Below are 15,490 nucleotides of genomic sequence, written 5' to 3'. Positions count from 1 at the left end.
AGCAATAAGCATCCATCAGATAGCTTTTTAAGCAATGATTGAAATTATTTTCATCATAGAAAATGAAAATCACATCGAAATTTGTTTATAATAGCTCACGGAAATTACCAGTGAGATTGTTATGCTGACCATCGTTCAAGAAGCGTTAACCTTCGATGATGTCTTATTACTTCCTGCCTACTCAACTGTTCTCCCAAAAGATGTCTCCTTAAAGACACGTTTAACTCGCGGAATTCAACTTAATATCCCTCTCGTTTCTGCTGCAATGGATACAGTGACTGAATCACGTATGGCGATTGCAATGGCGCAAAACGGTGGTATGGGTATTTTGCACAAAAACATGGATATTGCAGCACAAGCCGCTGAAGTCCGTCGTGTGAAAAAATTTGAAGCAGGTATGGTGAAAGATCCAATCACCGTGACACCTGAGACAACAGTTCGTGAACTTATCGCGATCACTCAAGCGAATAATATTAGCGGTGTGCCTGTTGTAAAAGATGGCAAAGTAGTGGGTATTGTCACAGGTCGTGATACACGCTTTGAAACCAATCTTGAACAGCCTGTAAGCAACATCATGACCGGTCAAGACCGCTTGGTGACTGTTCGTGAAGGCGAATCAAAAGAAAATATTCAAGCTTTGCTACAAAAGCATCGTATTGAAAAAGTGTTAGTGATTGGTGAAAACCATGAGCTGAAAGGCTTAATTACGGTCACTGACTTCCGTAAAGCTGAAAGCTATCCAAACAGCTGTAAAGATGATCTTGGCCGTTTACGTGTTGGTGCTGCTGTCGGTACAGGTGCTGAAACACCAAGCCGTGTAGAAGCATTGGTTGATGCGGGTGTCGATGCAATTGTGGTTGATACTGCACATGGTCACTCAGCAGGTGTAATTGAACGTGTACGTTGGGTAAAAGCAAACTACCCGCAAGTTCAAGTGATTGGCGGAAACATTGCAACAGGTGATGCAGCATTGGCGTTGCTTGATGCAGGTGCAGATGCAGTTAAAGTGGGTATCGGTCCTGGTTCGATCTGTACGACACGTATTGTTGCTGGTATTGGCATGCCACAGATTTCTGCCATTGATAGCGTTGCCAATGCACTGAAAGATCAGATTCCTTTGATTGCAGATGGTGGTATCCGTTTCTCGGGTGATATGGCGAAAGCAATTGGCGCAGGTGCGAGCACGATTATGGTCGGTTCACTCTTGGCTGGAACCGAGGAAGCACCTGGCGAAGTTGAATTCTTCCAAGGCCGTTACTACAAAGCATACCGTGGTATGGGTTCATTAGGCGCGATGGCAGGGGTAACTGGTTCTGCTGACCGTTATTTCCAAGACTCTAAAGCGGGTGCTGAGAAATTAGTACCAGAAGGGATCGAAGGCCGAGTTCCATATAAAGGTCCAATGGGTAACATCGTACATCAAATGATGGGCGGTTTACGTTCATCAATGGGTTATACGGGTTCATCTGTGATTGAAGATCTGCGTCAAAATGCAAAATTTGTGAAAATTACTTCAGCAGGTATGTCTGAATCGCATGTGCATGATGTGACCATTACCAAGGAAGCGCCAAACTATCGAGTTGGTTGATTTTTGGTAATTTTGCCGATCGAAAAACCGTCAGTGTACTGACGGTTTTTTTTGTTTTGGTGTAAAGTGAACAAGATGAAGAAAGATATGGTTACAGGCCATATAAAAGATAAGAAAGTGAGTAAAACATGAGCTATTTTGGTACTGATGGAATTCGAGGCAAGTTTGGACAAATGCCAATTACCCCAGAGTTTGCATTAAAACTAGGTTTTGCTGCGGGAACAGTATTAAAAAGAAATAGTCCTAAGAGTAAGCCGATAGTTGTATTAGGGAAAGATACACGTTTATCTGGTTATATCTTGGAAGCTGCATTACAGGCGGGTTTAAATGCGGCAGGTGTTTATGTTCATCTGTTGGGGCCTTTGCCGACACCAGCGATCGCACATTTAACGCGTGCGCTACATGCACATGCAGGTATCGTGATCTCAGCTTCACATAACCCATATTTCGATAACGGGATTAAATTCTTCTCAAGCGAAGGGAAGAAATTACCTGATGCCATTCAGGATCAGATCAATCAGGAATTAGAGAAAGACCTGATTATTGATGACACAGCAAATCTAGGTAAAAGCGTACGTGTCAAAGATGCCAATGGGCGTTATATCGAATTTTGTAAATCGACATTCCCATACCATTTTGACCTACGTAACTTAAAAATCGTGGTGGATTGTGCCAATGGGGCTGCTTATAGCGTAGGCCCATCAGTATTCCGTGAATTAGGTGCGAAAGTTATCCCACTGTTTAATGAGCCAGACGGTTTAAATATCAATGAAAACTGTGGTTCAACCCATCCTGAACAATTGCAAAAAGCTGTGATCGAACATCAGGCGGATCTTGGTATTGCTTTTGATGGTGATGCAGACCGTGTGGTGATGGTTGATAAGAATGGTCAATTGGTTGATGGTGACCATATCCTGTATATCCTAGCGACACAGGCAAACCACAAGCCAGCAGGCGTTGTCGGCACTGTGATGAGCAATATGGCACTGGAACTTGCCTTACAAAAGGCTGAAGTTGGCTTTGTCCGTGCCAAAGTGGGTGACCGTTATGTGTTACAGGCGTTAGAAGAAAATAACTGGGTGACAGGTGGTGAGCCTTCAGGCCATATTTTAACGCTGGATAAGAGTACCACGGGTGATGCGATCATTGCTGCGCTTCAGGTCTTAACAGTAATGGTCGAACAAGGTAAGGCTTTACATGAACTGGTTGCAGGCTTTGAACTGTTCCCGCAAGTTTTGGTCAATGTCCGTTTACAGGATATGATTGACCCATACTCGATTCCTGCACTGGTTGCAGAATTTGAAAAAGCAGAGCAGCAACTGAAAGGACGTGGTCGACTGTTGATTCGTAAGTCAGGTACAGAGCCTGTTATTCGTGTCATGGTGGAAGGCAATCAGCAGCAAGAAGTTGAAGCACTAGCCAATCATCTGGCTGATGCGGTACGTGCTCACGCCCAAGCTGCTTAAGAGAGTCCCAGCATGAATGATGTGATTAAAGACCTGAGTGAATTACGTTTAAGTTACGAGCAAGGTGAATTACGTGAAACCCAAGTGAGTGAGCAGCCTCACTTGCAGTTTTTAAACTGGTTTAATCATGCCCTTGCAGCGAATTTGCATGAACCTTATGCCATGTCTTTAGCAACAGCAAATGCACAAGGCCGCCCGCATGTGCGTACGGTTTTGTTGCGTGGCGCGACAGAAGCGGGTTATGACTTTTATACCAATTATGACAGTCAGAAAGGCTTGGATCTTGCTGAAAATCCTTATGCTGAATTGTTATTTTACTGGCCTAGTCTGGAACGTCAGGTACGGATTGGCGGCAAAGTCGTAAAGATTTCTGAACAGGAATCGACGGATTATTACCATAAACGTCCGCGTGATAGTCAGATCGCAGCGCATATCAGCGCACCACAGAGTGGCGTGATTGAGAGTCGTGAAGTACTGCAACAACGCTTTCAAGAATTACAGAGCCAAGCCCAAGCTGAACTGGATAAACCTGAGTTTTGGGGCGGTTACCGCTTAGAAGCTGATTATTATGAGTTCTGGCAGGGGCGACCAAATCGCTTACATGATCGTTTGAGTTATGAAAAACAAAACGATCACTGGGCCCTACAACGTTTGATGCCATAAATGACGCAGATTCAAATTCAAAAAAGACCTTTAATTACACGCCCTGAACAGTTTCAGGGCGTGCCTGCTTTTATTGCTGAAATTCTGGCAAGACGGGGCGTGCAATCAGAACAAGAGCTTGAGCTAAAACTGAAACACTTGTTACCTCCAGCACTAAAAGGCTTGGAGACGGCAGTTGAGTTGATGGATCAGGCGATCGATCAACAAAAACAGATTGTGATTGTCGGGGATTATGATGCGGATGGGGCAACCAGTACTGCATTGATGGTGCTGGTTTTAAAAGAAATGGGCGCCAAAGTGGACTATCTGGTGCCTGACCGCTTTAAATACGGTTATGGACTCACCCCTGCGATTGCAGAACTGGCTCAGCAAATTTATCAGCCCGATCTTTTGATTACCGTGGATAATGGTATTTCCAGCCATGCAGGCGTGGAAACGGCACAGGCATTGGGAATGCAGGTGATCATCACCGATCACCACTTAACCACTAAACCGACACCAGCTGCTGAAGCGGTTGTAAATCCAAATCAGCTGGGTTGCGACTTTTCCAGTAAAGCACTAGCTGGGGTAGGTGTCGCCTTCTATGTGCTGGCTCGACTGGCAAGTTTACGAACTCAGCAAGGTAAAACGACCAGCAAGGTCACGCAGTATCTGGATCTGGTGGCATTGGGAACCTACGCCGATGTTGCGACACTGGACTATAATAATCGTATCCTGATTGATGCTGGATTGAAGCGGATTCAGCAACATCAATGCCGTGCGGGCATTTTAGCTTTACTGGATATTGCTGGACGTGATCCTGTCAGTCTGCGAGCACAAGATTTAGGTTTTGTTGTCGGGCCTCGTATTAATGCCGCAGGTCGCATGGAAAGCATGCGTATCGGGATCGAATGTCTGCTTGCCGCAGACATGGAAACGGCTTATCCACTTGCCCAGCAATTAAATCAATTGAATATCGAGCGCCGTCAGGTTGAAGGTGAGATGAAGCAACAGGCGATGCAAGCCTTGCAACATATTCAACTGGAAACTACACATTTGCCTGCTGCGCTGGTTATGTTTGATGAACAATGGCATCAGGGTGTGATCGGAATTGTTGCAGGGCGCTTAAAGGAACAGTTTCATCGTCCGAGTCTGGTGTTTGCACCTGATGAAGATGGTGTACATATCAAGGGTTCAGCACGTTCGATTGAAGGTATTCATATCCGCGATACCATTGAGCAGGTGGCTGAACAATATCCTCATCTGGTCAGTCATTTTGGTGGTCATGCCGCGGCAGCGGGTTTGACCCTAAAAAAAGAACATTTTGATACCTTCAAAACCGTATTTACCCAGTCAATTGCAGAGATGGATGAAGATTTATTTCAGGCGACTTTGTGGACGGACGGTGAGTTGACCGATGCCGATCTACATTTAGGCACGCTGGACTGGATCGAGCAACTGGGGCCGTGGGGACAAAAATTTCCATTACCGCAATTTGAAGGACGTTTCAAAGTCATTGATTATCGCTGGTTGAAAGAGCAGCACCTGAAATTGAAACTGGCTGTCGGGCCGCATTCTGTGGATGCCATTGCCTTTAATGCAAAAGATCGTTTTGAATTTGATCCAATGCTGGGTTATGTCGATCTGGTTTATACGCTGGAACGTAATGTATTTAATGGTAATACCAGTCTGCAATTGCAAATCGCCCATTTAAAACAATAAAAAAATCCGCTCATTAGAGCGGATTTTTAAATTCATAGGTTGTGATTAGAAACGAGCTGTTCCATTGAGACCATATGAGTCTGCACCATCTGTCGTGGTATAACCGACACCTACAGCAAATTGCGGATTAAGGAATTTTTGCGCACGAATATTGAAAATACTGTCTGAATCTTTCAGCGTCGAATCAGCAAATGAGATACCGATGCTCAAAGTTGGATCAAGATATAAATCTGCACCTAAACGATATGTTGTTTCATCGCCAATATAGCTAAGTGCTTCAAAATTGGTGTAGTAGCCGCCCACTTGCGTGACATATTTGGCACGTAAAGAAATAGCGGTATCATCCTTTTCTTCAGAAACAATGGCAGAGTTGGCAATATTCGTCATAAAGCCATATTGAGCAATTTGTATTGGATCAATACTATCTGACAGATCTGCAACACCTGCCGCAAGTAATAAACCATGAACTGGCAGAAAACCCGCTTCTAGATGATAGCCATGACCATTTTTAGAGTGAGAACCCACTCCATTAATAGTTGTTTTAACATTGGTACGGTGTAAAGCACCAGACAGATAGAATTGAGAATCCGGGATATAGAACTCACCTTGCAGACCTAAGATATTAAATTGTAGGTCACCAAAACCTTCGTCATCTTTCAGTTTGCTATAGGCATAGCCGCCGCCAATATTGGATGCTCTATCCAGAAAAGCTGCTTCTGCTAAAGGTGCATTACGGGTTTGTACGGGATTAAAATAATATTTTCCTGTAATGACAGCGCTATTTCCTTTGCCATCGTCCATGTTGATCCGTTCATATGATCCCTTCGTTTCGGTCTGATAGGCATGGGCATTGATTGCAAAACACGCACCGATTAGTGCTGTAAGAAGACTTAATTTTTTCATTGCTACTTCCCCTCGATTAAAAAGAATACAAATTTTGTTACGGGCTGTAGTGTATTCAAAAATCTGAAAGCGTCAATTCTTAAAGAGGGAATAAAAGTATAAGCAAAAGAAAAGCGGATGCTGTTAAAAAACTGGCCCAATAAAAAACGCCCTGAATATTCAGGGCGTTTCTTATGTGTTGCTACTGAGCTTCATGTATTAGAAGCGGTATGCACCACGGATACCGTAAGTATTGTAGTCATCACCAAAACCTACACGGCCTTCAACACTAACTTGTTGATTTAGGAATTTCTTCGCAGAAATACCCCATTCGTCACGGTCAGTCAGGTCGTTATTGTAGTAATCAGCGCCTACACTTAAAGTTTTATCAAGGTAGTAATCGCCTTTAACTCGATATTCGTCAAGATCACCAAAGGCACCATAAGCTTCAAGGTTAATATCGTTGCCGCCTACTTGAGTTACGTATTTCGCACGAACTGTAGGATCTGCACCATCTTTACCATTCTTCTCATCGTAACCTTTAACACCTAAAGCAAGTAATAAACCAGGTGCTGGTAAATAACCAATTTCAGCGCCATAAGTTGTTACTTTTTTATCTACAGGTGTGTTATCAACTTCGAGTTCATCACGGCCGATATTACCGCTTAAATAGAAATCACTGTTTGGTACGAAATATTCTACACCTACGCCATATTGTGAATCTTTGATGCCGTTATTGTCGGCATAATTCACATTCGCTTTTACATTACTTGCACGGTTTAAAAACGCAGCTTCAGCAAGTGGTGCGTTACGTGTTTGTACAGGATTGAAATAATACGTACCATCTACACCAAAACTATGGGTTCCATCGAAATCATCCCAATCAGTATAAGTGTATGAACCACCGACTTCAGCTTGATAAGCATGAGCAGTGCCTGTTACTGCTAAAGCAGAGAGTAGTGCTGATGCAATTGCTAATTTTTTCATGGTTATGCCCCTTTTGAGATAATGAACCAAATGAATGTTGATTACATGTTTTGTTACAACTCCCAGTCTAATTGAAATAACAAGAGCGTCAATCGTAGGAACGTAAGTGGACTGTACGAATGTAAGTGACTTGTAAAATTGACAAAGCATATTATTGATATTTAATTATAAATTTGAATTGTTTTGAATTATTAAAACTTAGGAGAGATTGTGTTTGTGGCTATTTTTAAGACAAATTTAGATGAATTGTTAAGCAATTTAAACTCAAATAAGGCGAATTCAGCCAATTGTTTATGCTGAATAGCTAACTTGAAATATTATTTTTTTAAACAAATAAAGCCAAAATAAGGGTGCTGTGTCGACCAAAACAGTTATGTTAAAATAGCGGATTAAGTGAAAAAGTTGTGAGAAAACACGCGTGGAAATTAATCCGTATTTAGTCCAATTGAAAGATTTATCTGATCGTAGCCAAACACTACGGGGGTATCTTTGACTACGATCTAAAAGTTGAACGTTTAGAAGAAGTTTTAAGAGAATTAGAAGACCCTGCGATTTGGAATGATCAAAACCGTGCTCAAGCCATCGCAAAAGAAAAGGGCAGTTTAGAAAATACCATTGGTGTATTTGATCGTCTTGCAGAACAGCTCGATGATGCTAAAGCGATGCTTGATCTTGCTGTTGAAGCGGATGATGAAAGCTTGCTTGTCGATGTACAGGCTGAATTAGACAGTGCTGAGCAGGCTTTAGGTAATCTTGAATTCCGCCGTATGTTTAGCAATCCGATGGACCCAAATCCTTGCTTCCTTGAAATCCAGTCTGGTTCTGGTGGTACAGAGGCACAAGATTGGGCGTCGATGTTATTGCGTATGTATTTGCGCTGGATTGAACGTCACGGCTTTAAAGCGGAATTGATGGAAGTTTCTGATGGCGATGTTGCAGGGATTAAATCTGCGACCATTCGTGTAGATGGCGAGTTCGCTTATGGCTGGTTACGTACCGAAAGTGGTGTTCACCGTTTAGTACGTAAATCACCATTTGACAGTAACAATAACCGTCATACTTCATTCTCGGCCGTGTTTATTTCACCTGAGATTGATGACAATATCGAAATTGATATCAATCCTTCGGATGTCCGTACCGATACTTACCGTGCTTCGGGTGCGGGTGGTCAGCACATTAACAAAACTGACTCTGCGGTACGTTTAACTCACGCACCAACAGGTATTGTGGTGGCGTGTCAGAACCAGCGTTCTCAACATGCTAACCGTGATCACGCATGGAAACAGTTACGTGCCAAACTCTATGAATTAGAGATGAGCAAACGTAATGAAGCTGCGCAAGCGTTGGAAGATTCCAAGTCTGATATTGGTTGGGGCAGCCAGATTCGTTCTTATGTTTTAGACGATTCACGTATCAAAGACTTGCGTACCAGTGTAGAAACTTCTAATACCAAAGCAGTTTTAGATGGTGATCTTGATAAATTTATCGAAGCAAGTTTGAAGCAAGGTTTATAAGTTTTAATCCAATTAAAACGGCAATCTCGTTCAGCATCGTCTAGTTAATCGAAAAAATATGATATTAATATCGGAAAAAATAGATATTAATATTTAAAAATTTCGATATACTGGGTTTAGATGCTGAACAAAGCTTTGCCTGTTGAGAAGCGTGGTGAGTCTATGGATATTGATGTAATAAGCAAGGCCTTAGCCAATCCATTACGTCGACAGATTTTGCAATGGTTGAAAGAGCCTGAGCAATTTTTACCGGTACAAGAATGTGGTGGCAGTTTCGAACGGGGCGTATGTGCAGGGCACATCGAACGTTTAGGAAAGGTTGCACAGTCGACCATGTCGAATCATTTGTCTGTGTTACAGCAGGCAGGTTTGATTAATGTCGAAAAATATGGGCAATGGTCCTATTTTACCCGCAATGAAGCTTTGATTCAGCAATACATCGAACATTTAAAACAAACACTTTAAATCAAGAAGTGTAAGTTGAGGCGATCATGGCTGAACTAAATTCTGCGTTACAAGTAGGTGATTTTACAATTAAAAACCGTCTGGTTTTAGCACCTCTAACCAGAGCACGTAGTGGTGCACAACGTATTCCGAACGATTTAATGGTGGAATATTATCAACAGCGTGCCAATGCGGGCTTAATTCTTACTGAAGCGACTGTCATCAGTCCAAAAGCAGCAGGTTATGCCAATACCCCGGGCTTATGGTCACAAGAACAGGCTCAGGCATGGCACAAAATTGTAGATGCTGTGCATGCACAAGGCTCGAAAATTGTGGTTCAGTTATGGCACGTTGGACGTATTTCACATCCAGACTTACTGGATGGCGATACGCCTGTCGCACCAAGCGCGATTCAGCCTGCAGGTGAAGTGAGCCTGCTTCGACCAAAACGTCCTTTTGTAACTCCTCGTGCTTTATCGCATGAAGAAATCCAGGAAATTGTTGCGCAATATAAACATTCTGCAGAATTGGCAAAAGCAGCTGGTTTTGATGGTGTTGAATTGCATGCTGCCAATGGTTATTTGATCGATCAGTTCCTGCAAAGCACAACCAATCAACGTGATGATGAATACGGTGGCCCAATTGAAAACCGTGCGCGTTTATTATTGCAAGTGGTCGATGCATTCATTGAAGTATGGGGCGCGGGTCGTGTTGGTGTGCATCTTGCACCACGTGGTGATTCGCATGATATGGGTGATGAAAATCCATTGGCAACGTTTGGTTATGTGGTTGAGCAATTGGATCAACGCAATATTGGCTTTATTTTCACACGTGAATATGAAGCAGAAGACAGCTTAATGCCAAAATTACGCCCTAAATTTAAAGGCGTATGGATTGCCAATGAAAGCCTTACTGCCGAATCAGCAAAACGTATTTTGGCAACTGGACAGGCGGATGCCGTTTCATTTGGTAAACAATATATTGCAAACCCAGATTTACTGGATCGTTTGCAGCATGACTTACCATTAAATCCGCTTCAGCCACAAACATTATATGGTGCAAGTGCGGAAGGCTATACTGATTATCCTGTATTTGAAAAGTTAGAAGCTTAATCTGCTTTAAAACTTTAAAAAATGACTCATGTGATTTACCAAAATTGCATGAGTTTTTTATTTAAATTCCGCATAATGAGCGGGAATCAAATTGTGAATCATGGTCTCGGATGGCGCAGCAAAACGCAGTACAGCAAACCCCGTTCTGGTATAACTTTTTACTGACATGTATCAAGCCGTTATATCGTTGGAAAATCAAGCAGCGGGCGGAAAGTGATGCACTGTTTCAGCAAGAATGTCTTGAGCGTTTTGGTCCATTTCAGCCCGTCAAAAATAGTGGAGCTATCTGGTTTCATGCGGTATCCGTGGGAGAAACCAATGCAGCCCAGCCCCTAATTGAACATTACTTAAAATTAGGCCATCCCGTTCTGGTGACCAATACAACCAAGACTGGACAGGCACGGGCTAAGTCACTTTTTCAAAAAGCACCTTATTTAGATTTATTTCAGGCGGTCTATCTGCCTGTCGATCAGAAGTCGTTACTCAAACAGTTTTTTCAGCGTTATCAACCGAAAATATTGGCTTTGGTCGAAACTGAAATCTGGCCGAACCTGATTGCAGAAGCAAAACAACAGCAAATTCCCTGCATTCTATTAAATGCTCGCCTTTCTGAAAAATCTGCCAATGGTTACGCTAAAGTTCGCCGTTTAACCCAGCCAATGTTGCAACAGTTAACGTGGCTATTGGCACAAGATGTGGCTACGCAGCAACGTTATGTCAGCTTGGGGCTTGATCAAGCAAAAAGTCAGGTGGTGGGCAATATTAAATTTGATATTACTGCGCCAGAACATTTTGTAGCGCAAGCACAGCAACTCAAACAGGAATGGCATTTGGCGGGTCGGCAGATCATCACGCTGGCCAGTACCCATGCACCTGAAGAACACAGTCTGCTACAAGAGTTGCAGCCACATTTAAATTCAAATCCGAATTTACTTTGTATCGTGGTGCCACGGCATCCTGAACGCTTTGATGAAGTGTATCAAGTCTGCCAAAGTTTAAATTTAAAAACTCAACGTCGTAGTCTGCAACAGCCGATTGAGGCGGATACTCAAGTTTTCCTTGCTGACAGTATGGGCGAAATGTGGCTGTGGTATGCCTTGAGTCAGGCTTGTTTTGTTGGTGGTTCACTGAATGAGCCAGGAGGGGGACATAATATTCTGGAGCCTATGGCACTGGATGTTGCCACCGTAATTGGCCCGCGTTACTTCAATTTCCAGAGTATTGTGGATGAATTCGTTGCTGAACAAGGTATCTTGATCGGTGATGATGCCGCGCAGGTGGTACAGCATTTATTGAGCTGCCTAGATGATTCTGCACAAGCCACGCAACTGGTTGAACGTGCGCAACGAGTCTTGCAACGTAATCAGGGTTCATTACAAAAACATATCCAGTTACTTGATCATTACCTCGCACAAACCACTTTGCCATGAATATTGTTTTGCTTGAACCCGACCAGATTGTTAACAATGATGCATGGCAAATTGACAATCCACGACAACTTCAACATTTACGGCAGCATCTCGAATTAAACGTAGGTGATAGCTTGAAAGTGGGGATACGCCAAGAATTGCGTTATCTCACCGAAGTGTTGGAGATTTCAGAACAGCGCATTATAGTGAAACCGATTCAGGCAGATACAGTGCCTGAAAAACTGCCTGTGCATTTGATTCTCGCCTTGCCACGGCCCAAAGTGTTGCGTCGTATCATCATGGATGCAGTGACGGTTGGCGTTGAACGAATCAGCCTGATTCATAGTTATCGGGTTGATAAAAGTTACTGGCAAACGCCATTTTTACAACAACTCGATGATTATGTGACGCTTGGTCTGGAACAGGCAGGCGATACCATTGCACCCGAGATCCAGCTTTATAAACGCTTTAAGCCCTTTGTTGAAGATGTCTTGCCGACATGGATCAATGCCGAGCGACCTGCTTATGTGGCGCATCCTTATGCGGAACAACACATGCCTTATGCGATTCAGCATGGCTGTAGCCTGATTATTGGGCCAGAGGGTGGCTTTATTCCGTATGAAATTGATCTGCTGAAAAAAAACGGCTGCCAAGCAATGAGCATAGGCAACCGAATTTTGCGGACTGAAACAGCCGTATCAAATATTTTAGGTCGTTTGTTTGTCTGAGGAATCAGCCTGTTCAGATTGATCGCCACGATAGACTTTCACTTCCTGTACTGGATATGGAATAGAGATGCCTTTCTCATCAAATGCCGTCACCACGAGTTCCTGAATTTCACTGATTGAGGTCGAGGTTGATGTTTCTGTGGTATTGACCCACCAACGTACCGTCAGGTTAATTGAGAAATCTGCAAGCGCCGTGACATTGACGGAGAATCCTGGTTGACTCAATACGTTTAGATTGTGATCCAAAATATCCATAATGATCTGCTTGGCTTTTTGCATATCATCTTCATAGCCAATGCCGACCACAAATTCGCAACGACGACGTTGATAGGCATTATTGACCGTGACTGCGCTGGTATAGACGGTCGCATTTGGAATCACGATACGACGACCATCTGGAGAGCGTAAAAAAGTTGCGCGGATCTGAATGTCTTCGACATTGCCTTCCATACCATTAACGACAATATCATCGCCAATACGAAATGGTTCACTGATCAGAATCAGGATACCTGACAGCAGGTTCTGGAAAATATCCTTGAAAGCGAAACCAATCGCAACGGAACCAATCCCCAAAGCACCAATCAGCTGGCTTGGCGTGAAGCCAGGAATAGCGATCACCAATGCAATTAGGAAACCGAAGAAGATAATAAAGGTACTGCCGACGCGATTAAGCACCAGTACCAGATTCTGTCGGGTATAGCTGCGATTTTCTAAAGTCTTGCGAATAAACAGTTTAAATAATTTGGTAAGTAGCCAGAAAATAACGAAAACCGTAATCGCGATCCCGATATAGGGCAGGCGCTCCCAGAAGCTATCCATGATTTTATCAATCGTGGTATAGGCATCGTGATATTTTTCAGTATGGGCGAGTACGGTCTGGGTCGTTTTTGTCCCTGCTTGATGAATCAGCTCACCCGTATCTCTCGCGACTTCAGTCAATGTTGTTTGTTCATTCGCCACAGGAAAATCTCTATTTCGCAAAGGAAGGAGTCAATGAGGGAAGCAATCATAATGAATTTCTTGCGAATACGCATGAAAAATTCAGCCTCTGTTTCCCATCATAATCAAATCAAAGAATATTATCGCCTTCTATCATCTATGGAATGGCTGTTAATAAGAGTATTTATTTGTAATTTATTTAATACATTTAATAACTCATTGCCAGTAGCTTCCGCATAATACTTTGATCCAAGTTCATTTAAATGGTTTGAATCATAGTAAATAAATTTATCATTAAATTTAGGAGCATTGTTAAAAAAATGATTATTAGAAAAATTAATAAATTCTATATCATGGCGTTGACTTATTTCTTTTAATTTAACATTGGCTTCCATTTGTAATAGGTCGATTGATATTTTTGGATTTAAATGTAAATTTTGAAAATGCTGTATTCGATTAATGTTTTTTGTAAATGTAGGTATTTGCCCTAATATAATGATATGATGATTAACTTTGTTTTTTTCAATAAAGTTATCTAAAGCTGTCATAGACTGTTGGTCTTTAAAATGTTTTGACCATAAGCCAGCAATGATTATTGTGTTGTGATTATTTAATTTAGACTCAATGACTTTGGTCTGAGATGTACAAGAGGCCCGAGCCCACGTTGGAAGGTTATTAATATTGAAATTTTGAATAGGGAGGCAAGAGCTTGAAGATATAATGTTAAATGAATATGATGATTTAAGCTGAAGAGTATCAAAATAAATATTTAATTGAGCTGCATGCGAGTCACCAATAACTAATATTGAATGGTCTTTTATGAGGGGGGTTAAGCACCTTTCTACTATTTTTCCATGGCATATTTTTTTGTCATCAGCATATCTGGTAAGGTATGTTGGTTGTTCAGGAGTGATTTTTTTGTTTATTTTTTCTCCCCAAAATAGAACAAAAGAAAGAATAATTAAATTTGCTATTATAAATATATAAATGTAAATTGCTTTGCATTTTGATAGTTTATTTTCTATGAAAATGTAGGAAATGTAAGCACAAAAAAAAGTGAGTGAAATAGCAATAATAATGGTTGGTAGTGTCAATTGTTGTGTATTTTTATAATATCTAAAAAAGGCTAAAATTGGCCAATGCCATAAATATAGAGAATATGAAATAGTTCCAATAAATACAAGAGACTTTCTTTCTAATATTTTATTAATAAAACTATCTTTCTGAATAATAATTAAAGCAATGCAAATAGATGGAATTAGACCTAATACTCCTGGGAAGTGTTGATTTGGGATTAAAAAGAAGCAAGGAAGTAAAATAAATATTCCAATTAAACTTAGAAACTTTTTTTCTTGTATGATAGGGTTTCTAGCGAGTAGAGCGGCTAGAGTTCCAATAAGAAATTCTGGTATTCTTGATAGTAAAGAAAAATATTGGTCTTCATTGGTTGTGTTGAGCTTTATTTCGACCCATAATGTTAGAAAGATAATTAATATAATTGTTATTTCTTTAATTTTTTTTCTAGAAAAAAATGTAAGCAGAATTGGTAAAATGAAGTAGAATTGCATTTCTATAGCAAGTGACCAAGTATGTAATAGAGGGAGCTCCTCCGACATTGGTGAAAAGTAATCGCCAAATGTAGAAAAATAATGATTACTATAAAAATATAGAGTATATTTTAAACTTTCAAGGAAGTATCTTAAATCAGAAAGGGTAAGTAGTATTATTGAAACAATTGCACAGATGCTGAGTAAAAGTAAATATGCTGGAATAATCCGAATTATTCTTTTTTTATAGAAATTTAAGAAGCTAAAATTTTTATTATTATTTAAAATAATAGAGGAGATGATAAATCCAGAAATAACAAAAAAAATATCAACTCCAATAAAACCTGATGGTAACCATTCTTTGTTAACATGAAAAATAATTACTGCAAGGACGGCAACAGCACGTAATCCCTGTATATCGAGTCGTAAAGGAGTTGATGATTGCATGCAAATAAAGAGAATAAATCATTCGTTCTATCATAGCTGATTTATCTCATGAATTGGATAGAT

General features: G+C 41.3%; 13 protein-coding genes. 9 read left to right on the top strand and 4 right to left on the bottom strand.

All coding sequences use genetic code 11. The annotated features are described in order from the left end of the window. Window positions 1-121 precede the first annotated feature (121 nt). The 4 genes from guaB (at window position 122) to recJ (ending at window position 5,418) form a co-directional block, all read left to right on the top strand. Complete coding sequence (guaB, locus tag EC846_RS13045; RefSeq protein WP_005260148.1) at window positions 122-1,588, top strand: IMP dehydrogenase; 1,467 nt, start codon at window positions 122-124, stop codon at window positions 1,586-1,588. Window positions 1,589-1,716: 128 nt separating this feature from the next. Continuing rightward, window positions 1,717-3,054, top strand: coding sequence for a phosphoglucosamine mutase (gene glmM / locus EC846_RS13040; RefSeq protein ID WP_123775411.1), 1,338 nt, complete (start codon window positions 1,717-1,719; stop codon window positions 3,052-3,054). A gap of 12 nt (window positions 3,055-3,066) precedes the next feature. Beyond that, entirely contained in the window at window positions 3,067-3,717 is a 651-nt protein-coding gene (gene pdxH, locus EC846_RS13035) for a pyridoxamine 5'-phosphate oxidase (RefSeq protein WP_123775410.1), read from the top strand. Further along, the gene (recJ, locus tag EC846_RS13030; protein WP_123775409.1) at window positions 3,718-5,418 is read left to right on the top strand and encodes a single-stranded-DNA-specific exonuclease RecJ; all 1,701 of its coding nucleotides are present in this window, start codon (window positions 3,718-3,720) and stop codon (window positions 5,416-5,418) included. A gap of 45 nt (window positions 5,419-5,463) precedes the next feature. On the opposite strand, the gene EC846_RS13025 is transcribed toward recJ, so the two are convergent. Both EC846_RS13025 and EC846_RS13020 read right to left on the bottom strand, forming a co-directional pair. Beyond that, the gene (locus EC846_RS13025) at window positions 5,464-6,321 is read right to left on the bottom strand and encodes a putative porin (protein WP_123775408.1); all 858 of its coding nucleotides are present in this window, start codon (window positions 6,319-6,321) and stop codon (window positions 5,464-5,466) included. Between the two features lie 198 nt (window positions 6,322-6,519). After that, complete coding sequence (locus EC846_RS13020; protein WP_123775407.1) at window positions 6,520-7,287, bottom strand: putative porin; 768 nt, start codon at window positions 7,285-7,287, stop codon at window positions 6,520-6,522. Between the two features lie 418 nt (window positions 7,288-7,705). Here EC846_RS13020 and prfB point away from each other — a divergent pair. The 5 genes from prfB (at window position 7,706) to EC846_RS12995 (ending at window position 12,494) form a co-directional block, all read left to right on the top strand. Next, window positions 7,706-8,801 (top strand): peptide chain release factor 2 gene (gene prfB, locus EC846_RS13015; protein ID WP_123775406.1). Its coding sequence is split into 2 segments (ribosomal slippage): window positions 7,706-7,777 and window positions 7,779-8,801, totalling 1,095 coding nucleotides; the frame shifts between segments, so codons are not numbered across the junction. A 162-nt stretch (window positions 8,802-8,963) separates the two neighbouring features. Continuing rightward, entirely contained in the window at window positions 8,964-9,266 is a 303-nt protein-coding gene (locus EC846_RS13010) for an ArsR/SmtB family transcription factor (protein ID WP_017196833.1), read from the top strand. Window positions 9,267-9,292: 26 nt separating this feature from the next. Continuing rightward, window positions 9,293-10,357, top strand: coding sequence for an alkene reductase (locus tag EC846_RS13005; protein WP_123775405.1), 1,065 nt, complete (start codon window positions 9,293-9,295; stop codon window positions 10,355-10,357). A 110-nt stretch (window positions 10,358-10,467) separates the two neighbouring features. After that, window positions 10,468-11,787, top strand: a complete 1,320-nt coding sequence (locus EC846_RS13000; RefSeq protein WP_123775404.1) for a 3-deoxy-D-manno-octulosonic acid transferase — start codon at window positions 10,468-10,470, stop codon at window positions 11,785-11,787. Next, a complete protein-coding gene (locus EC846_RS12995) occupies window positions 11,784-12,494 on the top strand; it encodes a 16S rRNA (uracil(1498)-N(3))-methyltransferase (protein WP_123775403.1) in 711 nt (236 codons plus the stop codon). Before EC846_RS13000 ends, EC846_RS12995 begins: the two co-directional genes overlap by 4 nt. On the opposite strand, the gene EC846_RS12990 is transcribed toward EC846_RS12995, so the two are convergent. Further along, window positions 12,474-13,454 (bottom strand): mechanosensitive ion channel family protein, encoded by a 981-nt coding sequence (locus EC846_RS12990; RefSeq protein ID WP_004776220.1) that lies wholly within the window; start codon window positions 13,452-13,454, stop codon window positions 12,474-12,476. The genes EC846_RS12995 and EC846_RS12990 overlap by 21 nt on opposite strands. A gap of 119 nt (window positions 13,455-13,573) precedes the next feature. Beyond that, window positions 13,574-15,427, bottom strand: coding sequence for an acyltransferase family protein (locus tag EC846_RS12985; protein ID WP_123775402.1), 1,854 nt, complete (start codon window positions 15,425-15,427; stop codon window positions 13,574-13,576). Window positions 15,428-15,490 lie beyond the last annotated feature (63 nt).

It is taken from the genome of Acinetobacter sp. BIGb0102, from assembly GCF_003815055.1.
GTDB lineage: Bacteria > Pseudomonadota > Gammaproteobacteria > Pseudomonadales > Moraxellaceae > Acinetobacter > Acinetobacter vivianii.
Note: the sequence above shows the minus strand (reverse complement) of the source record. Positions and strands in the feature narration are given on the sequence as shown.